This is a genomic window from Amycolatopsis sp. NPDC004169 (assembly GCF_040610315.1).
GTDB lineage: Bacteria > Actinomycetota > Actinomycetes > Mycobacteriales > Pseudonocardiaceae > Amycolatopsis.
In genome coordinates this window covers 191,638-211,836 of record NZ_JBEXMD010000010.1, presented here as the reverse complement: position 1 = coordinate 211,836, position 20,199 = coordinate 191,638, and the positions used below count along the sequence as shown (strand labels likewise).

The following is a 20,199-nucleotide window of genomic DNA, read 5'->3' as shown; positions in this document are numbered from 1 at the left end:
TTCGCCGCGGACGCTGGGTACCCACTATTGACATCTTGCCAGTAGCGTCGCGCTGCAATAGCTTCGTCGCATGGCCGACTACGCCGAGATCACCTACGCCGTGGCGGATCGGGTTGCCACCGTCACGCTGAACCGGCCCGAGGCGCGCAACGGCTACACGATCCGGATGGCCGACGAGCTCGGTGCCGCCATGGACCGCGCCGATCGTGACGAAGACGTCCGCGTCGTGGTGCTGACCGGGGCGGGCAAGGACTTCTGCGTCGGCGCGGACCTCTCCCAGGGCGGCTTCGACTTCGACCCCGACGAGGGGCCCGGCAGCGCATGGCAGGAGCCCGCCGGCCGGTGCTCGAAGCGGATCTTCACCATGAACAAACCCGTGATCGCCGCCCTGCACGGGGCCGCCGTCGGGGGCGGGCTCACCATCACGCTTTCGTGCGATTACCGGCTCGCCTCGGAGGACTCGCGGTTCGGCTTCGTGTTCACCCGCCGCGGCATCTACCCCGAAGGCGCCTCCGCGTGGTTCCTCCCCCGGCTCGTCGGGATGGGGACCGCGCTCGACTGGATGATCAGCGGGCGCGTCTTCACCGCGGCCGAGGCCCTCGAAAAAGGCCTGGTGCACAAGGTCTTCCCCACCGGAACCGTGCTCGACGAGGCCTACCGGATCGCCCGGGAGATCGTCGAGACGACCGCGCCGGTCTCGGTCGCCGTCACCCGGCAGCTGCTCTACCGGATGGCCAGCGCCGAGTCGCCGTTCCCGGTGCACCGGGTCGACTCGAAGCTGATCGGCGGCCTGGGCGCCAGCCCGGACGCCGTCGAGGGCGTGCTGTCCTTCCTGCAGAAGCGGCCGCCGTCCTTCGGCATGCGCGTCGACAAGGACCTGCCCGACCACCTGCCCTGGCTGGAGAAATGACCCCGTACCCACCGCAGCCCTGGAACCTCGTCGCCGACGCGCACGTGTCGATCTGGCGGGTCCCCGCGCGCGAGGTGCACCCGGGCGCCCTGTCGGTCGCCGGGTACACCAGCGTCTTCACCGCCTGGATCGCCTACCGCGAGCCCGGGCAGCTCAGCTACCACGAGCTGCTCGCCGCCGTCCCGGTGCGCGGGCCGCGGACCACCTGCACGATCACCCAGATCTGGGTCGACTCCGAAGTCTCCCTCGCCGGCGGCCGCGAACTCTGGGCCATCCCGAAGGACCTCGCCGCCCTGCAGTTCACCGACCGCACCTTCACCGCCGCCACCGGCGACGACTGGATCGCCACCGCGGCCTTCACGCCCCGGCCCGGCTCGCCGCTCGCCCTGCCCGGCCGGTTCGACGTCCTCCAGGACCGCGACGGCACCCCCGTGCGGACCCCCGTCGGCGCGAAGATCCGGCCCGCGCTCGCCGCGGCGGACTGGACGGTCAACGCCCGCGGCCCGCTCGGCTACCTGGCCGGCCGCCGGCCGTTCCTGAGCCTCGCCCTGCCCGCCAGCGAGCTGCGGTTCGGCGCCTGAGCGCCGTCTTCCAGCGTGCGCTCCCGGCGGTCCCCGAAGCGGCCTGCCCGGGCCGTGAGCAGCACCTCTGGGTGATCACGTAACCCGGCAGGGTGAGGGCTCGCGACACGCCATTTAGGGGCCCGTGCGGGCGATCACCCCAACATGTAGTCTCTCAACACCGGCAGCCCCCAGCGACGGGGAGACCGCTGCAGAGGGTCGCCGGGCAGCTTTGAAGAACCTGCAGCGCACGGCCTCGCGAGGTCGTGCGGCGATCGAACGCGCCCGAAAACTTGGAGACACGCATGTCAGTCGATACCGGTCAGCGGCCCTCCGGGACCGCCTCACCCACCGCGATCCGGGTCATCCGGCGGGACGGCAGCGTGTCGCCGTTCGACGCCGGCAAGATCTCGGTCGCGCTGACCAAGGCGTTCCTCGCGGTCGAGGGCGGCGACGCCGCCGCGTCCTCCCGCGTGCACCACGTCGTCGCCGAGCTGACCACGCAGGTCGAGGCGTCCCTGCTGCGCCACGCCGGCCCCGAGACCGCCCTGCACATCGAGCAGATCCAGGACCTCGTCGAACTCGCGCTGATGCGCGGCGAGCACCACAAGGTCGCCCGCGCCTACGTCCTCTACCGCGAGGAGCGCGCGAAGGCCCGCGAGGCCGCGAAGCCGGCCGCCGCCGAGGTCGCGCTGAACGTCAAGGGCACCGACGGCGTCCTGCGCCCGCTCGACTGGGCCCGCGTTTCCCACGTCGTGGGCGAGGCCGTCGCCGGCCTGGACGACGTCACCGCCGAGCCGGTGCTGGCCGAGACCAAGCGCAACCTCTACGACGGCATCAGCGCCGACGAGCTCGCCCTGGCCCAGATCATGGCCGCCCGGGTGCTGGTCGAGCAGGAGCCGAACTACTCCTACGTCTCCGCCCGCCTGCTGCTGGACAAGCTGCGCGGCGAGGCGCTGAGCTACCTCGCGAAGAAGCCGCGCCAGGCCAGCCAGGACGAGATGGCGGCCGAGTACCCCGCGTACTTCCGCGCCTACCTGCGCCGCGCGATCGAGCTGGAACTGGTCGACGGCGAGCTGCAGCGCTTCGACCTGGACAAGATCACCGCCGCGATCCGCCCCGAGCGCGACCTCGACTTCGGCTTCCTCGGCCTGCAGACGCTGTACGACCGGTACTTCCAGCACCACGACGGCACCCGGTTCGAGCTGCCGCAGGCGTTCTTCATGCGCGTCGCCATGGGTCTCGCCATCCGCGAGGACGATAGGGAATCTCGTGCCATCGAGTTCTACGAGCTGCTGTCGAGCTTCCACTTCATGGCTTCGACGCCGACGCTGTTCAACTCGGGCACCACGCGCCCGCAGCTGTCGTCCTGCTTCCTGACCACGGTGGACGACGACCTGGACTCGATCTTCCAGGCGTACAAGAACAACGCGCTGCTGGCCAAGTACTCCGGCGGCCTCGGCAACGACTGGACCCCGGTCCGCGGCCTCGGCGCGCACATCAAGGGCACCAACGGCCAGTCGCAGGGTGTCGTGCCGTTCCTCAAGATCGCCAACGACACCGCCGTCGCGGTCAACCAGGGCGGCAAGCGCAAGGGCGCGGCCTGCGCATACCTCGAGACCTGGCACGTCGACATCGAGGAATTCCTCGACCTGCGCAAGAACACCGGTGACGACCGCCGCCGCACCCACGACATGAACACCGCGAACTGGGTGCCCGACGAGTTCCTCCGCCGCGTCGAGGCCGACGCGCAGTGGACGCTGTTCTCGCCGAACGAGACGCCGGACCTGCACGACCTCTACGGCAACGAGTTCGCGCAGCGCTACCGCGAGTACGAGGCCGCCGCCGACCGCGGCGAGATCAAGGTGTTCCGCCGCGTCCGCGCGGTCGACCTGTGGCGCCGGATGCTGACCATGCTGTTCGAGACCGGCCACCCGTGGATCACCTTCAAGGACCCGTGCAACCTGCGCTCGCCGCAGCAGCACGTCGGCGTGGTGCACTCGTCCAACCTGTGCACCGAGATCACGCTGAACACCAACAGCGAAGAGGTCGCGGTCTGCAACCTCGGCTCGGTGAACCTGCTCAAGCACGTCACCCCCGAGGGCCTGGACACCCAGCGCCTCGAAAAGACCGTGCGCACCGCCGTCCGCATGCTGGACAACGTGATCGACATCAACTTCTACACGATCCCGGAGGCGCGCCGCTCCAACCTGCGCCACCGCCCGGTCGGGCTGGGGCTGATGGGCTTCCAGGACGCGCTGTTCGAGCTGGGCCTGCCGCTGTCGTCGGAAGCCGCCGTGCAGTTCGCCGACACGAGCATGGAGCACATCTCCTACTACGCGATCTCGGCGTCGACCGACCTCGCCGAGGAGCGCGGCCAGTACCAGTCGTTCGAGGGGTCGCTGTGGAGCAAGGGCATCCTGCCGATCGACTCGATGCAGCTGCTCATCGATGCGCGCCAGGGTGACAACCTCGACGTCGACCTGTCGACCACTTTGGACTGGGCGCCGCTGCGCGAGCGGGTCAAGACCGTCGGCATGCGCAACTCCAACGTGATGGCGATCGCGCCGACCGCGACTATCTCCAACATCTGCGGCGTCGGCCAGTCGATCGAGCCGCTGTTCCAGAACCTGTACGTCAAGTCGAACATGTCCGGTGACTTCACCGTGGTGAACCCGCACCTGGTCCGTTCGCTCAAGGCGCGCGGGCTGTGGGACGAGGTCATGGTCAGCGACCTGAAGTACTTCGACGGCAGCCTCGGCCAGATCGACCGCGTGCCGGACGACCTGAAGGCGCTGTACGCGACGGCGTTCGAGATCGAGTCGAAGTGGCTGGTGGACGCGGGTTCGCGGCGCCAGAAGTGGATCGACCAGGCGCAGTCGCTGAACCTGTACATCGCGGCGCCGAGCGGCCGCAAGCTCGACCAGCTGTACCGCTACGCGTGGCACAAGGGCCTCAAGACCACGTACTACCTGCGGGCGCAGTCCGCGACGCACGTGGAGAAGAGCACCCTGCGCGGCACCGACGGCAAGCTGAACGCCGTTTCGGCCACCCCGGCTCCGGCCGCGGCGGCTCCGGCCCCCGCCCCGGCTCCCACGCCGGCGCCTGCTCCCTCGCCGTCGCCGTCGCCTTCGCCGAAGCCCGAGCCGGACGTCGACTTCGTGGCCACCGAAGGCGCCGCCTGCCGCATCGACGACCCCGACTGCGAAGCCTGCCAGTAAAGGAATCCCTGCAGAAATGACCAACGTGGAGACGACGGACGCGACCGGCCTCGGGGAGATCGAGGTCGGCGCCGCCCGGATCAACGTCGACGACAAGCGCATGATCAACGCGCGCGCCGACGTCAACCAGCTGCTGCCCATGAAGTACAAGTGGGCGTGGGAGAAGTACCTGGCCGGCTGCAACAACCACTGGATGCCGACCGAGGTCGCCATGCAGGCCGACATCGCCCTGTGGAAGTCGCCGGACGGCCTCACCGAGGACGAGCGGCAGATGCTCAAGCGCAACCTCGGCTTCTTCGCCACGGCGGAGTCGTTGGTGGCCAACAACATCGTGCTCGCGGTGTACCGGCAGATCACCAACCCCGAGTGCCGCCAGTACCTGCTGCGCCAGGCGTTCGAGGAGGCCGTGCACACGCACACCTTCCAGTACATCTGCGAAAGCCTCGGCCTGGTCGAGGGCGAGCTGTTCAACATGTACCGCGAGGTCCCGTCCATTTCGGACAAGGACGCGTGGGCGCTGAAGTACACGCAGAACCTGGAGAACCCGGACTTCGAGACGGGTACGCCGGAGGCCGACCAGGCGTTCCTGCGTGACCTGGTCGCGTTCTACGTGATCTTCGAGGGCATGTGGTTCTACACCGGCTTCGCGCAGATCCTGTCGCTGGGCCGCCGGAACAAGATGGTCGGCATCGCCGAGCAGTACCAGTACATCCTGCGCGACGAGTCGATCCACCTGAACTTCGGCATCGACTGCATCAACCAGATCAAGATCGAGAACCCGCACCTGTGGACGCCCGAGTTCCAGGAAGAGGTCCGCGGGATGCTGAAGGAAGCGTGCGAGCTGGAGGTCGCGTACGCCCGCGACACGATGCCGCGCGGCATGCTCGGGTTGTCGGCGCAGCTGTGCGAGCAGTACATGCACTTCATCACCGACCGCCGGGCGCAGCAGATCGGGCTCGCGCCGATCTTCGGGGAGACGGAGAACCCGTTCCCGTGGATGTCGGAGGCGATGGACCTGAAGAAGGAGAAGAACTTCTTCGAGACCCGCGTGATCGAGTACCAGTCGGGCGGCGCCCTCGACTGGGACTGAGGTCCCGGGGAAACCCGGCCCCGCCCTGGTCCGCCAGGGCGGGGCCGCTTCACCTCAGCGTTCGCGCGGCGATCTCCGCGTCGAGCGGGCTGGTGTCCGGGTCGACGGGCTCGCGCGGCGACCACCACCGGAAGCCGAGTCCTTCCTCGCCGAGGGTCAGCCGGGGCACGGCTGTCACCTCGGCCCGGTAGACGGCCAGGAATTCCCGGCGCCCGGGATCGACCAGGTCGAACTCGGCGACGGCGGCGAAAGCCAGCGCCACGCCGTGGATGCCGGTCTCCTCCCCCAGCTCGCGCACCGCGGCTTCCCGGGCGGTTTCCCCGGCTTCCCGCATCCCGCCGGGCAGTTCCCACTGCCCGCGGCGCTTGTCCAGCATCAGCAGGACGGCACCGGCGTGGCCGACGACGACCAGCGAGGCGGCCACCGGCGGCAGCTCGCTTTCGGCGACGCGGCGCACGGCGAGCAGCGCGTTGCCCGCCCGGTCGCGCAACGGCAGTCCGGCCACCTCTCCCCCGCGTCTCAATAGGTGTAGCGGCGCACGGACTCCGGGTGGATCACCAGCCGCAGCAGGTCGCTCTTCAGGATCGCCTCCGAGTCCGCCCTCCGCGTCGGATCTTCCAGATCCCAATAGCGGGCCGCCAGCCGGGACGCCAGTTCGTGGGCGCCGTCCGGTTCGAGCGAGACCCGGCCCGCGATCGACACCCAGCGCTCCCGCTCCCCCACCGGCGCCGCGACCACGATCGACGCTCGCGGATCACGGCGGGCGCGCCGGACCTTCAGCGCGTCCGGCTCGGTGAACAGCTGGATCGTGCCGTCGTCGGCTGCTTCGAACCAGACCGGGCGGGGCTCGGTGGCGGCCACCGTCAGGAAGCCGTGCAGGGGCCGGCGGAGGAACTCGAGGTCGTCGGGAGTCAGCATGCCTCCAGTCAACCGGACCCACCCGGACGATCCCATAGGTGAAACCCGCGAATCCCTGTCCGATCGTCTAACGTCGGGGGCGTGGACGACCTCTTCCGCGACGTGCGGGCCCACGGCTCGCTCTTCGGCAGCTCCACCCTCTCGCCCCCGTTCTCCCTGCGCTTCGCCGACGGCCCGCCGCTGACCCTGTGCACGGCGCTCTCCGGCGGCGGCTGGATCGTCCCCGAGCACGGCGAGCCCGAGCCGCTGAACGCCTACGACACCGTCGTCGTGCGCGGGCCGGGCACGTTCAGCTTCGTCGACGAGGTCGGCACCGCCGCCGAACCCGTCGACTGCGGCGAATTCTGCGCCGTCCCCGAACTCGGTGGGACGCGGTACCGGCGCGGCTGGCGTGCCGAGGGGGCGGGCCCGACCACGCTGATCGTCGGCGCCTACCCGATCGGCAGCGAGGTCGGCCGTCCGCTGCTCGACGCCCTGCCCGTCGTGCTGCGCGTCGCCGGCGGCGGGACCGGGGACGCCGTCCTGGACCACCTCGCCGCCGAAGTCTCCGTCGATGCCCCGGGCCAGCAGGTGGTGCTCGACCGGCTGCTGGACTGGATGCTCGTCTGCACCCTGCGAGCGTGGTTCGACCGCCCCGGCGGCGAACCGCCGTCGTGGTGGACGGCCCGGCGCGACCCGGTGGCCGGTCCCGCGCTGCGCCTGCTGCACGAGGAACCCGCCGCGCCGTGGACGGTCGCCTTACTGGCCGAGAAAGCCGGGGTGGCCAGGTCGACGCTGGCCAAGCGGTTCGCCGAGCTGGTCGGCGAACCGCCGCTGACCTACCTCACCCGGCGCCGGATGGCGCTCGCGGCGGACCTGCTGCTCGAGCGGCCCGCCGCCACCGTCGCGGAGGTCGCCCGGCAGGTGGGGTACGCCGACGCCTTCGGCTTCAGCGCGGCGTTCAAGCGGGTCCGCGGTGTCACGCCGAGCGAGCACCGGCGACCGGCACCACCCGAAAGGACGGCGACCCAGGTGTTGTCAGACTGTCAACAAGCGGGCATGGTGTAGGGGCCAGCCGATCTCGACGGGGAGATGGTCAGTTTGCCGAGCACCGTGAGCCGAGCCGCCGAGGCACTGCGCGAGCGCGTGCCGCCCCTGACCGCACTCCCCCTGCCGCACCGGGTCGACGAACGGTGGCTGGCCTCGCGCTGGCCCGTCAAGGAACTCGCGCCGCCGCCCGCGGGCAGCGGCCTCAAGCCCGTGCTGGGCGACGAAGGGCCGCCCGTCGTCGGGCACATGCTCGAGATGATGCGGTTCGGCCCGGCCTTCGGCCTGCGCCGCCACGAACTCTACGGTCCGGTGTCGTGGACCGGCGGGTTCGGCCGCCGGATCGTCGCGCTGTCCGGGCCGGAGGCCACCCGGATCGCGCTGGTCAACAAGGACAAGGCGTTCTCGCAGGAAGGCTGGAAGTTCTTCATCGAGAAGTTCTTCGAGCGCGGCCTGATGCTGATGGACTTCGGCGAGCACCACCTGCACCGCCGGATCATGCAGGAGGCCTTCACCCGCCCGCGGCTGGCCGGCTACGTCGGCGAAATGGCGCCCGCGCTGCGCGAAGGCGTCGCCGGCTGGGGCGCGAACGAGCGGCCGCGGCTGTACTGGGCGCTCAAGCAGCTGACCCTCGACGTCGCGACCCGCGTGTTCATGGGCATGCACAGCGGTGCCGACGCGGCCCGGATCAACCGCGCGTTCGTCAGCTGCGTGCGGGCCGGCACCGCCTTCGTGCGCGTCCCGGTGCCGGGCGGGCGCTGGTCGGCCGGGCTGCACGGGCGCCGGGTCCTCGAACGCTACTTCGGCGAAACCCTGCCCGCGAAACGGCGTTCGGGCGGCGACGACCTGTTCGCCGCGCTCTGCCAGGCCACCACCGAGGACGGCGACCGGTTCTCCGACACCGACATCGTCAACCACATGATCTTCCTGATGATGGCCGCGCACGACACGACCACCATCACCAGCAGCGCCATGGCCTACTACCTGGCGAAGCACCCGGAGTGGCAGGAGCGCGCCCGCGCGGAGTCGCTGGCCCTCGGCGACGACCTCCTCGACATCGACGCCGTCGAAAAGCTCGAAACGCTCGACCTGGTGATGAAGGAGGCGCTGCGGCTGGTGGCGCCGGTGCCGTCGCTGGCCCGGCAGACCGTCAAGGACACCGAGGTGCTCGGCCACTACATCCCGGCGGGCACGCTCGTCGGCGTCTCGCCGACCGTCAACCACTTCGCGCCCGAGTGCTGGACGAACCCGTTCGCGTTCGACCCGGAGCGCTTCGCCGAACCGCGGCGCGAGGACAAGTCGCACCGGATGGCGTGGATGCCCTTCGGCGGCGGCGCGCACAAGTGCATCGGGCTGCACTTCGGCGGTCTCGAGGTGAAGTTGCTGATGCACGAACTGCTGCGAGCCCACCGCTGGACGGTTCCGGAGAGTTACACCGCGCGCTGGGACTACGTCTCCCTGCCGGTGCCCGCGGACGGTCTGCCGGTCCGGTTGACCCCGCGCTGACCCGGTGCGCGTCCACCAGGGCATACACCGCATACACTAGGTAACGAAAAGTTACCGGTTGTGGAGATTCGTTCACTCGTTCAGCCGGTAGACACCCCGTGACGCACATGATGGCGTGGCATCGATCGTGGGCGAGGGCTGCCCTGGGCGGCTGCACGATCCCCGACACCGTGTCCGACCTGGCCATACCTGTGCGTGAAGAGGTGGAGTGTGCCTGAACCCGGTGCCGCGTCAGGGCTACTGGACGTGGCGCGGAGGTGGGCGGCCACGTTGGCCGACACCAAAGGAGTAACGCTTCCCCCGGAAGAGCTCGAAGCCCTGCTGCTGGAGGTCGCGCACGACGCGGTCGACCAGGCCGGCTCGCAGCACGACGGCGCGCTGCTGCGGTTCACCGCGCTGTACGCCGCATCGCCGATGGGGATCGCGCTGGCCGACCCCGACGGCGCCATCGTCGAGGCGAACCTGGCCCTCGGGCAGCTGCTGGGCTGCTCGCCGGACCGGTTGCGCGGCAGGCACCTCACCGACCTCGGTTCGACCGAGCACGACGTCGCTCGGCTCGCCGAAGGCCTCGCGAAGGTGCGCGCGGGCCGCGACCGCCACCAGGAGCGGCTGCTGCTCGACCACACCGAGGACGGGCAGCTCTGGACCGACGTGACGCTCGCCCGGCTGCCCGGCGACCGGCCCGGCTCGATCTACCCGGTGCTGATGGTCTCGGACGCCAACGAGCTGCACCTGCTGCAGGAGCGGCTGCTGCACCAGAACGTGCACGACCCGCTCACCGGGCTGCCCAACGCCTCCTCGTTCACCACCAAGCTCGAAGCCGCGCTCGGCGCCGGCGCGCGCGACGACATCGCGCTGATCTACCTCGACGTCGACGGCTTCAAGGTGATCAACGACGGCCTCGGCGCCGGCGTCGGCGACCAGGTGCTGCGCGGGGTCGCGAGCAAGCTGTCGGCGGTCTTCACCGGCCACCACGACGGGTTCGTCGCGCGGCTGTCCGGCGACGGCTTCGCGGTGCTGCTGCGCGGCGAACTGGCGGCGACCGAGGTCGTCGCGCTGGTCGAGCGCGCGCTGGAGGACCTCAACGAGCCGATCTACCTGGGTGGGCACGGCATCGGCGTGAGCGCGAGCGCGGGCATCGTCGTCCGCGCGGCCGTCGAGGGCGGCGCCGCGGAGCTGCTGCGGGCCGCGGAGATCGCGCTGCACCGGGCCAAGGAGGCCGGCAAGGCGCAGTGGATGCTGTTCGACCCGGAGCTCGACGCGCGCGACCGCGGCCGCTACCAGCTGGGCGCGGTGATCGCCGGCGCACTGGAGAACGGCGAGTTCTCGCTCGTCTACCAGCCGACGGTGAAGCTGTCCCGGCCGGACGAGCTGGCCGCGGTCAACGCCGGGCTGCGGTGGAACCACCCGGAGAAGGGCGAGCTCGGCTCCGAGGAGTTCTACCCGCTCGCCCAGACCACGGGCATGACGGTGCCACTGGGCCGCTGGCTGCTCGCCGAGTCACTGGCCGCGACGGCCCGCTGGCGCGCCCAGCTGGGCGACGCGGCCCCGGACGTCTGCGTGCGGCTGCCGACCCGGCTGGCGATCGACCCGGACCTGGTGCTGCTGGTGAAGGAGCAGCTGGACAAGCACGAGCTCCCCGCCCGCGCCCTGCGCCTGTGCACCGACCGCGCCTCGATGCTCGACCCGCGCGGCGAGGTCCTGGACTCCTTCGCGGTGCTGGCGGACCTGGGCGCGCAGCTGGTGCTGACGATCTCGGGCTCGGCGGACCTGGAGCTGATCCCGCAGCACCGGCTGCCGATCCGCCACGTGATCCTGTCGGGGCCGGTGGTCGACGCGCTGGACACCGACGAGCCGGCGGAGCCCGACCTGCGGCACCTGACGCAGCTCATCACCCGGGCGCGCGAGCTGAATCTGCGCGTGGGGGCCGAGGGCGTCCGGACGTACGAGCAGGCGACACGGCTGCGGCAGCTGGGCGTGATCGCGGCCCGCGGCCCGTTCGTGGCGGACTCGGCAACCGGGGACGAGGTCGACGAGATGATCAACCGTCACCCGCGCCGCTGAGCCCGAGACCGGAGAACCAGGCCCACCGACGACGCCCCACCACCCCACCTCCACCGGCACCCGACCGCAGAACCGCACACCCGCCCTACACCTCCCCCGCCCTCGTCCCAGCCGCAGTCAGCACCGGAGAGCCGGGGTCAAGGGTGAGCGAAGCTCATCGCGAAGCGACGCCGAAGGCGCCCTTGAGGCCGGGTCTCCGGTGTTGAACAATCGAAGACGAGGAGCGGGGAAACCACCCGGATCCGGCAGAGCGCGAAGACGGACCAAGCCGACGCCCCGGCAGCGACGAACACCCGGCAGGATGGGTGTTGCCGCCGACGAGAAAGGACGTCCATGGACGCCGGAGACCTCGCCCCTGATTTCACGCTGCCCGACGACCAGGGCCAGGAGCGCACGCTCTCGGACTTCCTGGCCACCGGGCCCGTGGTGCTGTTCTTCTACCCCGCCGCGATGACCGGCGGCTGCACCGCGGAGAGCTGCCACTTCCGCGACCTGGCGGCGGAGTTCGCCGCAGTCGGCGCGCACCGCGTCGGCATCAGCCCGGACGCCATCACCAAGCAGCGCGCCTTCGCCGAAGCCAACAGCTTCGACTACCCCCTGCTGTCCGATGTGGAGGGTGAGGTCGCGAAGCAGTTCGGCGTGTGGCGGAAACTGCTGCCGCTGCACACCAAGCGGGCCACGTTCGTGATCGGCGAAGACCGGCGGATCATCGCGAAGATCAAGAGCGAGCTGAACTTCACCGTGCACGCCGACGAGGCGCTCAAGGTGCTGCGGGAGCGGAACAAGGTGTCCTAGCGCGGGGCGGTGAGCCGCCACACGTGGTCGGTGCCCGTGCGCGCCGGGGCCAGCGGCTTCTCCGCCGGCTCCGTGCGCACCCGGGTGAAGCCGAGGCGCGCGGGCACCGCTCCACTTCGGACGTTCCGCTCGTCGTGCTTGATCTCGACGTACCCGGCGCCGAGGCGGAACGCCTCCGCCGTCAGCAACCGGACGGCCCGGGTGATCAGGCCCCGGCCGGTGTACCCGCGCGCGAGCCAATAGCCGATCTCGACGCCGCCGTCGCGCGCCATGACGCCGACGGAACCCGCGAGCACGCCGTCGACGCGGAGGGCGAAGTCGTGGCTTTCCCCGCTCTCCCAGTTCTTCCGGGTGGTCCGCAGGAATTCGGCGCCGTCCTCGGCGGAGTAGCCGCCGGTCGCCCAGATCATCCACGCCCCGAGGTGCTCGAGGGACCCGGTGACCGTCGCGACCAGCTCCGGCTCGTCGGCGAACTGCCAGCGGGCCAGGGTGAACGTGTCTTCGCGGTAGGTCTCGGCCAGGGTTTCCATGCGGTTCATGGTGCCCCGGCCGGGACCCCGCACGCGAACTAATTCACGATGACGCTGTCCGGGACCTCGGTGTCGTTCTTCAGCGCGTCGAACAGCTGCTTCGACTTGGCCTTGTCCCAGTTCTCCGCCGAGCCGCTGGTGACCGGGACCGTCGTGGTGACCACGCCCCCGGAGGAGATCCCGCGCATCGCGATCGCCAGGCCGGCGAGGTTGTGCACGTGGTCGCCCGAGTCCATGGTCAGCGCGTCCGGCGCCGAGGACAGCAGCGGGAAGAAGTCGAACGGGTTCAGCAGCGTGCCGGGGCTGGCGATCTGGCTGACCAGCGCGCCGATGAACTTGCGCTGGTTGGCCACGCGGTCGAGGTCCGACCGCGGGGTCGCCGAACTGTGGCGCATCCGGACGAAGCCGAGCGCTTCGCGGCCGTCGAGCGTCTGCGGGCAGCCGGCCTTGATGTTGATGCCGGTCATCGTGTCGTTCATGTCCTTGTCGATGCACATCTCGACCCCGCCGATCGCGTCGACGATCTTGGCGAAGCCGCCGAAGCCGATCTCGGCGTAGTGGTCGATGTGCAGCCCGGTGGCGCCTTCGACGGTCTGCGCGAGCAGCTTCGGGCCGCCGAGCGAGAACGCCGCGTTGATCTTGTTCTTGCCGTGCCCGGGGATCGACACCTGCGAGTCGCGCGGCAGCGACAGCAGCGTCGGCTTGGTGCTGTTGTCCGGCAGGTGCGCGACCATGATCGTGTCCGTGCGCTGGCCGCCGCCCGCGGCGGCGACGTCGCCGGTGGCGAGCCGTTCCTCGTCCTCGGCCGTCAGGCCTTCGCGGCTGTCCGAGCCGACGATCAGCCAGTTGGTGCCGGACGCGGCCACCGGGCGGCCGGAGTAGTCGGCCAGCGCGTCGACGCGCTTGATCGAGAACTCGAGGTAGACCCAGATGCCGGCCAGGAACACGACGAACACCAGCACCAGGGCGCCCAGGACCTTGCCGACGCTCCAGCGGCGCCGGCGCGGCGGCCGGGACGGCGGGTAGCCGTCGTCGGCCGGGCGGCGGGGCGGGTCCTGCCGCGGCGGCGGTGGCGGGGCGTACTCGGGCTCACGGGTGCCCATCGGGCGGGTGCGCTCGTCGTACGGGCTGCGGCCCCGCCCGGGCAGCGGCATCATCTGCGCGCGCTGGTGGTCCCGGGAGCGGCCGGCAGGCGGCGGCATCCGGCGCCCGCCGTCGTCGCCACGGTAGGTCATCACCCATCACCCAATCCCGATCCGGACAAATCTTCTCGGCGGTCAGTACACCGCACGTCCTCGGAAGGAGGACGCCCGGGACCGGGGTCGGGTTGCGGTTACCGGCCGGTCGCCTCGTAGCCGAACTGGTGGACCTTGAGGTACCCGGACCGGAACCCGGCCTCGGAATAGGCCAGGTAGAACTCCCACATCCGGCGGAAGACGTCGTCGAACCCGAACCCGGCGATGTCGGCCCAGCGGTGCAGGAACCGTTCGCGCCACCACCGTAGCGTGCGGGCGTAGTCCTGGCCGAACTCGCGCATCCCGGCCAGCTTGAGCCGGGTGTTCGCCTTGACGCCGTCTTCGATCGAGCGCACCGACGGGATCAGCCCGCCCGGGAAGATGTACTTGTGGACCCAGCTGTAGGCCCGGGACGCCGCCATCATCCGGTCGTGGTCCATGGTGATGGCCTGCAGGCCGAACCGCCCGCCCGGGCGCAGCCGCTCGCCGATCACCCGGTAGAACTCCGGCCAGTAGGACGCGCCGACCGCCTCGATCATCTCGACGCTGACCACGGCGTCGTACCGGCCGCTCGACTCGCGGTAGTCGCACAGCTTCACCTCGACGCGGTCGGAGAACCCGGCCGCGGCGATGCGTTCGGTGGCCAGCGAACGCTGCTCCTCCGAAATGGTCAGCGACGTGACGTGCGCGCCGCGGGCGGCGGCCCGGATGGCGAGTTCACCCCATCCGGTGCCGATTTCCAGGACCTCGCTGCCTGCGCGGACGCCGGCGTAGTCGAGCACGCTGTCGATCTTGCGGTGCTGCGCGGCGGTGAGGTCGTCGTCGCCCGGCGCGAACAACGCGGACGAGTACATCATCGACTCGTCGAGGAAGGCACCGAACAGGTCGTTGGACAGATCGTAGTGCCGGTGGATGTTGGCCCGCGCGCCCTCGAGGGTGTTCTCCTCCGACGGCGGCTGCGTCCGCTCGACGAGCCGGCGGAACTTCTGCAGCGTCGGCGGGACGAGCGTGGCCATCCGCTCGGCGAACGGCGTCAGTACCTCGGCCAGGTCGGAGGCAGTCCAGTCACCGGCCATGTAGGACTCGCCGAAGCCGATCTTGGCGTCGACGCCGAGGCGGTGGAAGAACGCTTCGGGCCGCAGGATTCGCATCTCCGGTGCTTCGGGGCCACCGGCGCCCAGCACGGTGCCGTCCGGGAAGCTCACCCGGACGTCGAGCGGGCGGACCGCGCGGCGGAACAGCGCGGCGGCGATCCGCGCGCGCAGCGCGGAGTGGGGCGGGCTCGCCAGGCCCGGCCACCGGTTCTCGTCCGGGACGTCCCGGGCCGCCGCCCGGTCAGCGCTCGAAGTGGTCACGGGTACTCCCTCCGGCCGGCCACGTTCGCCGGTGATCGATCCTAGTCGCCGCACCCCCGCGGCGCGTTTCGCCGAATGCCCTGTTCGTGGCGTTTTCACACCGGGATCCGCAGCCGGTCGGGGCCGTTCGCGGCCCACGCGCGGCGGAGCGTCCCGCCGTCGTCCCCGGCCAGCACGTCCAGGGTGAACGCCACCGTGAGCCGGGTCCAGACCCGGGCGCGGCGCAGCATCGCGTGGCCCTCGTTGGCAATCTCGAACCGGGCGACGCGCGCGGCGACGCCCGCGGCCCGCTCGGCGAAGGCGTGCGACTCCGCCGGGCTGGTCATCCGGTCGCGGGTGCCGTGCACGATGAGCACCGACCGCCCGGCGACAGCCTCGACCGGCTCGCCCCTCGGCGTCCACGGGGCCAGCGCGCAGACCCCGCGCACGGCCGGGTCGTCGGCCACGCGCAGTGCGACACGTGCCCCCATCGAGTGACCGACCAGCACGACCGGCAGGCCGGGGTGCTCGGCGTGGATGCGGTCGAGGGCCCAGCGGGCGTCGTCGACCGGGTCCTCGGCGGGCGCGTTCCAGCCGTAACGGCGGTTGCGCACCAGCCGCGCCTCGACGCCGTCCTTGCGGCCGGCCCGGTGCAAGGCACGCGCGATCGGCACCATCCGCAGGTAAGCGAGCTTCCACGGCGGCACGCGGCCCGTCCCCCGCTCCGCGCCGCCGTGCAGCACGAGCACGACGGCCCGGGCCCGCCCGCGTGCCCGCCACACGGACACCGCCGGATCCACCTCGACCACCCGCGTCCTCCTCATTCCCCCGCATCCGGGTCAACCTCGGTCCCCCGCCCGGCTATTCCACCGCGGGAAGTGGTCTGCACGGTAGATTCGGCGCCCGATCCCCGACGGAAGGGTGGGTGTGGTGAGCGCCACGGACATCGCAGGCAGCGTCGCCAAGCAGCTGGCGGACGTCGAGCAGGCCAACGCCGAAGCGGTGCGGGCCGCGGCGGACCTGGTGCTGGGGGTGATCCGGGCCGACGCACTGGTCTATACCGCGGGCGCCGGGCACTCGCTGGCCGCGGTCGCCGAGACGTTCTACCGGGCCGGCGGGCTGGCCTGCGTCTACCCGCTCTACCACCCCGAGCTGCTCCCGCTGCACGGCGCGGTGGCCAGCACGCGGACCGAGCGGCGCAGCGGCCTGGCCGCCGAAGTGCTGGCCGAGCGCGCGCCGGGGCCGGACGACGTGCTGGTGGTGTTCTCGACCTCCGGCGTCAACCCGTACCCGGTCGAGCTGTGCATCGAGGCGCGCAAGCGGGGCGCGGCGGTGATCGCGGTGACGTCGCGGGCGTGCGTGGCGGCGGCGCCGAGGCGGTCGTCGAGCACGCTGGTCGAGCAGGGCACGGTCGTGCTGGACTCGCTGGTCGTCCCGGGTGACGCGAGCTACCCGGCGGACGCGCCGCGCACCGCGCCGCTGTCCACTGTGGTCAACGCGTTCCTGTGGAACCTGGTGCTCGCCCAGGTCTACGACCGCGGAACGGCCGAGGGCCTGGACGTCCCGCTGTGGCGAAGCTCCAATGTGGAGGGTGGGGACGAAGCGAACGCCGGGCTGCTGGCGAAGTACGGCGAAATCGTCCCCCGCCTGCGCTAGTTGGTGAAAGAGCACCGGCCGGGCACGTCTTGACTCCGCGTGCCCGGCGGTTCTAGCGTCGACATACCGACTGGTCGGTGTGGATCGGTCGCACCCGGAGGAGGTCCGATGGACAGTGCCACGGTGACGGCGCGCGGCGAATGCGCTCCCGGCTTCGAACCGGTGCGCGAGGCCTTCGAAGAGAACTTCCGCTCGCGTGGTGAACTGGGGGCCGCGTTCACCGCCGTCCGCCACGGTGAGGTGGTGGTGGACCTGTGGGGCGGCTGGTCCGGTCCCGACCGCGCGCGGCCGTGGCAGGCGGACACCCTGGCCAACGTCTGGTCGACGACCAAGGGCATGACCGCGCTGTGCGCGCACAAGCTCGCCGACGCGGGCGAGCTCGACGTCGACGCGCCGGTCGCGAAGTACTGGCCGGAGTTCGCCGCGGCCGGGAAGGCGGAGATCCCGGTGCGGTGGCTGCTTTCGCACCGCTCCGGCGTGCCCGGGATCGGGCTGGACCGGCCGGTGACGGTCGAGGAGCTCTACGACTGGGACCTGATGACGTCGTTGTTCGCGGCCCAGGAACCGCTGTACGAGCCCGGGTCGGCGGGTGGCTACCACGCACTGGCCTACGGCTGGCTCGTCGGCGAGGTCGTGCAGCGGGTCGCCGGGCAGGGCATCCGGGAGTTCTTCGCCGAGCAGATCGCCGGGCCGCTGGACGCGGACTTCTCGATCGGCCTCACGTCTTCGGCCGACTTCGACCGCTGCGCGACCCTGGTCGACCCGGTGCTGACCGAGGAGATGGCGAACGCGCTGGCCACGGCGTTCGCCGCGGCGGGCCCGGTCGCCCAGGCCGCGTTGATGAACCCGCACCTGCAGGGTCACGACGCCAACGAGCCGGCCTGGCGCCAGGCGGTCATGCCGGCGTTGAACGGCCACGGCACGGCCCGCGCGATCGCGACCATCTATTCCGGGCTGGCGACCGGCACCCTGCTGTCCCCGGCCGGGCTGGCCCGGGCCCGCGAGAGCCAGGGCAAGGAGGTCGACGCGGTCCTCGGCCTGCCCAACGAGTGGGGCCTGGGCTTCTACCTCGGCAGCGACGCCCGCGGCTTCGGCCCCAACCCCACGGCCTTCGGCCACGACGGCCTCGGCGGCTCCACCGGCGGCGCCGACCCGGAAAACGGCATCGCCTTCGGCTACACCCTCAACCAGCTGGGCCCCCTGATCCGCGACGACCCCCGCAAAATGGCCCTGGTCACCGCCCTCTACGAGTCCCTCCCCACCGTCTGACCCGTACCCGGACGGTCGGTTCGCGTACCCATGGAGTCGGCTTGCGTACCTGGAGGGTCGGCTCACCAACCGACCCTCCAGGTACGCGAACCGACCGTCCAGGTACGCAGACCGACCCTCTGGGTCAGGCGATGGCGGGTTCTTCGTCGGCGAACTGGGTTGCGTGGAGGGTGGCGTAGCGGCCGCCTGCGGCGAGGAGCTCGTCGTGGGTTCCGCGCTCGACGATTTCGCCGTGTTCGAGGACCAGGATCTGGTCGGCCGCGCGGACCGTCGAGAGGCGGTGGGCGATGACCAGGGCCGTGCGGCCGGCCAGTGCGTGCGTGAGGGCCTCGCCGACGGCGGCCTCGGACTCCGAGTCCAGGTGGGCGGTCGCCTCGTCGAGGATCACCACCTTGGGCTGGGCCAGGAGCAACCGGGCGATGGTCAGCCGCTGTCGCTCGCCGCCGGAAAGGCGGTAGCCGCGCTCGCCGACCGTCGTGTCGAGGCCGTCGGGCAGCGAATGCACCAGCTCGCCGAGCCGGGCCCGCTCGAGGGCCTCCCAGATCTCGTCGTCGGTGACGCCGGGACGCGCGTACGCCAGGTTGGCGCGGATCGTGTCGTGGAAGAGGTGCCCGTCCTGGGTCACCACGCCGACGGTTTCGCGCAAGGACGCGAAAGTCAGCTCCCGGACGTCCACATCGGACAGCCGGACCGCGCCGGAGTCGACGTCGTACAGCCGCGGCAGCAGCGACGCGATCGTCGACTTCCCCGCCCCCGACGACCCGACCAGCGCGACCATCTGCCCCGGCTCGGCGCGGAACGAGATCCCGTGCAGCACCTCTTCGCCGCCGCGGTGGTCGAGCGTGGCGACGTCCTCCAGCGACGCCAGCGAGTACCTGTCCGCCGCGGGGTACCCGAAGCGGACGTCGGAGAACTCGACCGAAACCCCGCCCGAAGGGGAAAGAGCCCGCGCACCGGGCTTCTCCTCGATCATCGGCTTGAGGTCTAGGACCTCGAAGACTCGCTCGAAGGACACCAGCGCGGTCATGACGTCGACGCGGACGTTGGCCAGCGCGGTCAGCGGTGCGTACAGCCGGGTCAGCAGCAGGGCCAGCGCGACGACGGTGCCCGGCGCCAGCGCCCCGGTCAGCGCGAGGTACCCGCCGAGGCCGTACACGAGCGCCTGCGCCAGCGCGGAAACCAGGGTCAGGCTGGTCATGAACCAGCGGGTCAGCATCGCGGTCCGGACGCCGATGTCCCGCACGCGCCCGGCGCGCACCCCGAAGTCCTCCGCCTCCTGCACCGGGCGGCCGAACAGCTTCACCAGCGTCGCACCCGGTGCGGAGAACCGCTCGGTCATCTGCGTGGTCATCCCGGCGTTGAGGTTCGCGGCCTCCCGCTGCAGCCCGGCCATCCGGCGGCCGAGCCGGCGCGCGGGGATGACGAAGATCGGCAGCAGCACCAGCGCGATCAGGGTGACCTGCCAGGACAGCGTGAGCATGACGGCCAGCGACAGCGCCAGCTGGATGACGTTGGTGACCAGCCCGGACAGCGTCGCGGTGAACGTCCGCTGCGCGCCGATGACGTCGTTGTTGAGCCGCGAAACGAGCGCGCCGGTGCGGGTCCGGGTGAAGAAGGCGATCGGCATGCGCTGGACGTGCTCGAAGACCGCGCGCCGCAGGTCGTAGATGATGCCTTCGCCGATGCGCGCGGATTGCCACCGTTCGATCAGCCCGAACCCGGCGTCGGCGATCGCCAGCACGGCGATCACCACGGCGAGCCAAACGACCACCGTGACGTCGTGGCCGCCGACGATCGCGTCGACCACCTTGCCGGCCAGCACGGGCGTCGACACCGCGAGGACGGCCGAAACGACGGTGAGCACGAGGAAGGCCAGCAGCCGCCGCCAGTGCGGCCGGGCGAAGCGGGCGACGCGTTTCAGCGTGCCGCGGGTGAGCGCCTTGGGTGCGTCACCGGCGCGCATCGCCGAGCTCCACAGCCCCCACATGTTGTCCACGGGAACCCCCAGTGTCAGAAACCTCTACTATAGCTGAGGTTTTCGGCGGATATGACCTGGACAACGCCCCTGCTGTCCGTTTGCTTCCC

Annotated in this window: 17 protein-coding genes; 10 read left to right on the top strand and 7 right to left on the bottom strand. The window is 71.1% G+C overall.

Translation table 11 applies throughout. The features are described from left to right. Positions 1 to 70: 70 nt before the first annotated feature. The 4 genes from ABZX11_RS16625 to ABZX11_RS16610 all read left to right on the top strand — a co-directional run bounded on the left by ABZX11_RS16625 (position 71) and on the right by ABZX11_RS16610 (position 5,781). On the top strand, positions 71 to 910 hold the full coding sequence (locus tag ABZX11_RS16625) for an enoyl-CoA hydratase-related protein (protein ID WP_354913740.1): 840 nt from the start codon (positions 71 to 73) through the stop codon (positions 908 to 910). Continuing rightward, positions 907 to 1,491 carry an acetoacetate decarboxylase family protein gene (locus ABZX11_RS16620; protein ID WP_354913738.1) on the top strand — a complete coding sequence of 195 codons (585 nt, stop codon included), beginning with the start codon at positions 907 to 909 and terminating at the stop codon, positions 1,489 to 1,491. Before ABZX11_RS16625 ends, ABZX11_RS16620 begins: the two co-directional genes overlap by 4 nt. Positions 1,492 to 1,775: 284 nt before the next feature. Next, positions 1,776 to 4,691, top strand: a complete 2,916-nt coding sequence (locus ABZX11_RS16615) for a ribonucleoside-diphosphate reductase subunit alpha (protein ID WP_354913736.1) — start codon at positions 1,776 to 1,778, stop codon at positions 4,689 to 4,691. Between the two features lie 16 nt (positions 4,692 to 4,707). After that, positions 4,708 to 5,781, top strand: a complete 1,074-nt coding sequence (locus ABZX11_RS16610) for a ribonucleotide-diphosphate reductase subunit beta (protein WP_176176337.1) — start codon at positions 4,708 to 4,710, stop codon at positions 5,779 to 5,781. A 49-nt stretch (positions 5,782 to 5,830) separates the two neighbouring features. Here ABZX11_RS16610 and ABZX11_RS16605 read toward each other — a convergent pair whose 3' ends face one another. Then, entirely contained in the window at positions 5,831 to 6,286 is a 456-nt protein-coding gene (locus ABZX11_RS16605) for an NUDIX hydrolase (protein WP_354913734.1), read from the bottom strand. A gap of 14 nt (positions 6,287 to 6,300) precedes the next feature. Next, positions 6,301 to 6,699 carry a pyridoxamine 5'-phosphate oxidase family protein gene (locus ABZX11_RS16600; RefSeq protein ID WP_354913732.1) on the bottom strand — a complete coding sequence of 133 codons (399 nt, stop codon included), beginning with the start codon at positions 6,697 to 6,699 and terminating at the stop codon, positions 6,301 to 6,303. An 81-nt stretch (positions 6,700 to 6,780) separates the two neighbouring features. Between ABZX11_RS16600 and ABZX11_RS16595 the strand changes: the two genes are divergently transcribed. From ABZX11_RS16595 to ABZX11_RS16580, 4 genes are all read left to right on the top strand, one after another. Beyond that, positions 6,781 to 7,746 carry an AraC family transcriptional regulator gene (locus tag ABZX11_RS16595; RefSeq protein WP_354913730.1) on the top strand — a complete coding sequence of 322 codons (966 nt, stop codon included), beginning with the start codon at positions 6,781 to 6,783 and terminating at the stop codon, positions 7,744 to 7,746. A 24-nt stretch (positions 7,747 to 7,770) separates the two neighbouring features. After that, positions 7,771 to 9,231 (top strand): cytochrome P450, encoded by a 1,461-nt coding sequence (locus ABZX11_RS16590; protein ID WP_176176334.1) that lies wholly within the window; start codon positions 7,771 to 7,773, stop codon positions 9,229 to 9,231. Positions 9,232 to 9,477: 246 nt separating this feature from the next. Further along, complete coding sequence (locus ABZX11_RS16585; RefSeq protein WP_354913728.1) at positions 9,478 to 11,295, top strand: diguanylate cyclase; 1,818 nt, start codon at positions 9,478 to 9,480, stop codon at positions 11,293 to 11,295. Positions 11,296 to 11,628: 333 nt separating this feature from the next. Next, complete coding sequence (locus ABZX11_RS16580; protein ID WP_176176332.1) at positions 11,629 to 12,090, top strand: peroxiredoxin; 462 nt, start codon at positions 11,629 to 11,631, stop codon at positions 12,088 to 12,090. Here ABZX11_RS16580 and ABZX11_RS16575 read toward each other — a convergent pair. The 4 genes from ABZX11_RS16575 to ABZX11_RS16560 all read right to left on the bottom strand — a co-directional run bounded on the left by ABZX11_RS16575 (position 12,087) and on the right by ABZX11_RS16560 (position 15,998). Beyond that, the gene (locus ABZX11_RS16575; protein ID WP_354913726.1) at positions 12,087 to 12,620 is read right to left on the bottom strand and encodes a GNAT family N-acetyltransferase; all 534 of its coding nucleotides are present in this window, start codon (positions 12,618 to 12,620) and stop codon (positions 12,087 to 12,089) included. The two genes, ABZX11_RS16580 and ABZX11_RS16575, sit on opposite strands and share 4 nt — an antisense overlap. 38 nt (positions 12,621 to 12,658) lie before the next feature. Further along, the gene (locus ABZX11_RS16570; protein WP_176176330.1) at positions 12,659 to 13,855 is read right to left on the bottom strand and encodes an LCP family protein; all 1,197 of its coding nucleotides are present in this window, start codon (positions 13,853 to 13,855) and stop codon (positions 12,659 to 12,661) included. A 98-nt stretch (positions 13,856 to 13,953) separates the two neighbouring features. After that, entirely contained in the window at positions 13,954 to 15,210 is a 1,257-nt protein-coding gene (locus tag ABZX11_RS16565; RefSeq protein WP_176176329.1) for a cyclopropane-fatty-acyl-phospholipid synthase family protein, read from the bottom strand. A gap of 95 nt (positions 15,211 to 15,305) precedes the next feature. After that, a complete protein-coding gene (locus ABZX11_RS16560) occupies positions 15,306 to 15,998 on the bottom strand; it encodes an alpha/beta fold hydrolase (RefSeq protein WP_354913723.1) in 693 nt (230 codons plus the stop codon). Between the two features lie 118 nt (positions 15,999 to 16,116). On the opposite strand from ABZX11_RS16560, the gene ABZX11_RS16555 reads away from it, so the two are divergent. Next, positions 16,117 to 16,845, top strand: coding sequence for an SIS domain-containing protein (locus ABZX11_RS16555; RefSeq protein WP_176176327.1), 729 nt, complete (start codon positions 16,117 to 16,119; stop codon positions 16,843 to 16,845). A 108-nt stretch (positions 16,846 to 16,953) separates the two neighbouring features. Then, positions 16,954 to 18,114, top strand: coding sequence for a serine hydrolase domain-containing protein (locus ABZX11_RS16550; RefSeq protein WP_354913721.1), 1,161 nt, complete (start codon positions 16,954 to 16,956; stop codon positions 18,112 to 18,114). 124 nt (positions 18,115 to 18,238) lie between these two features. Here ABZX11_RS16550 and ABZX11_RS16545 read toward each other — a convergent pair whose 3' ends face one another. Then, positions 18,239 to 20,110: an ABC transporter ATP-binding protein gene (locus tag ABZX11_RS16545; protein ID WP_354913719.1), complete on the bottom strand. Its 1,872-nt coding sequence runs from the start codon at positions 20,108 to 20,110 to the stop codon at positions 18,239 to 18,241. Positions 20,111 to 20,199: the final 89 nt, after the last annotated feature.

Excerpts from the sequence above, each read along its gene's own strand:
- ABZX11_RS16550 (WP_354913721.1), top strand. The coding sequence starts at position 16,954 with ATGGACAGTGCCACGGTGACGGCGCGCGGCGAATGCGCTCCCGGCTTC.
- ABZX11_RS16610 (WP_176176337.1), top strand. The coding sequence starts at position 4,708 with ATGACCAACGTGGAGACGACGGACGCGACCGGCCTCGGGGAGATCGAG.
- ABZX11_RS16600 (WP_354913732.1), bottom strand. The coding sequence starts at position 6,699 with ATGCTGACTCCCGACGACCTCGAGTTCCTCCGCCGGCCCCTGCACGGC.
- ABZX11_RS16620 (WP_354913738.1), top strand. The coding sequence starts at position 907 with ATGACCCCGTACCCACCGCAGCCCTGGAACCTCGTCGCCGACGCGCAC.
- ABZX11_RS16625 (WP_354913740.1), top strand. The coding sequence starts at position 71 with ATGGCCGACTACGCCGAGATCACCTACGCCGTGGCGGATCGGGTTGCC.
- ABZX11_RS16570 (WP_176176330.1), bottom strand. The coding sequence starts at position 13,855 with ATGACCTACCGTGGCGACGACGGCGGGCGCCGGATGCCGCCGCCTGCC.
- ABZX11_RS16575 (WP_354913726.1), bottom strand. The coding sequence starts at position 12,620 with ATGGAAACCCTGGCCGAGACCTACCGCGAAGACACGTTCACCCTGGCC.
- ABZX11_RS16615 (WP_354913736.1), top strand. The coding sequence starts at position 1,776 with ATGTCAGTCGATACCGGTCAGCGGCCCTCCGGGACCGCCTCACCCACC.
- ABZX11_RS16580 (WP_176176332.1), top strand. The coding sequence starts at position 11,629 with ATGGACGCCGGAGACCTCGCCCCTGATTTCACGCTGCCCGACGACCAG.
- ABZX11_RS16590 (WP_176176334.1), top strand. The coding sequence starts at position 7,771 with ATGGTCAGTTTGCCGAGCACCGTGAGCCGAGCCGCCGAGGCACTGCGC.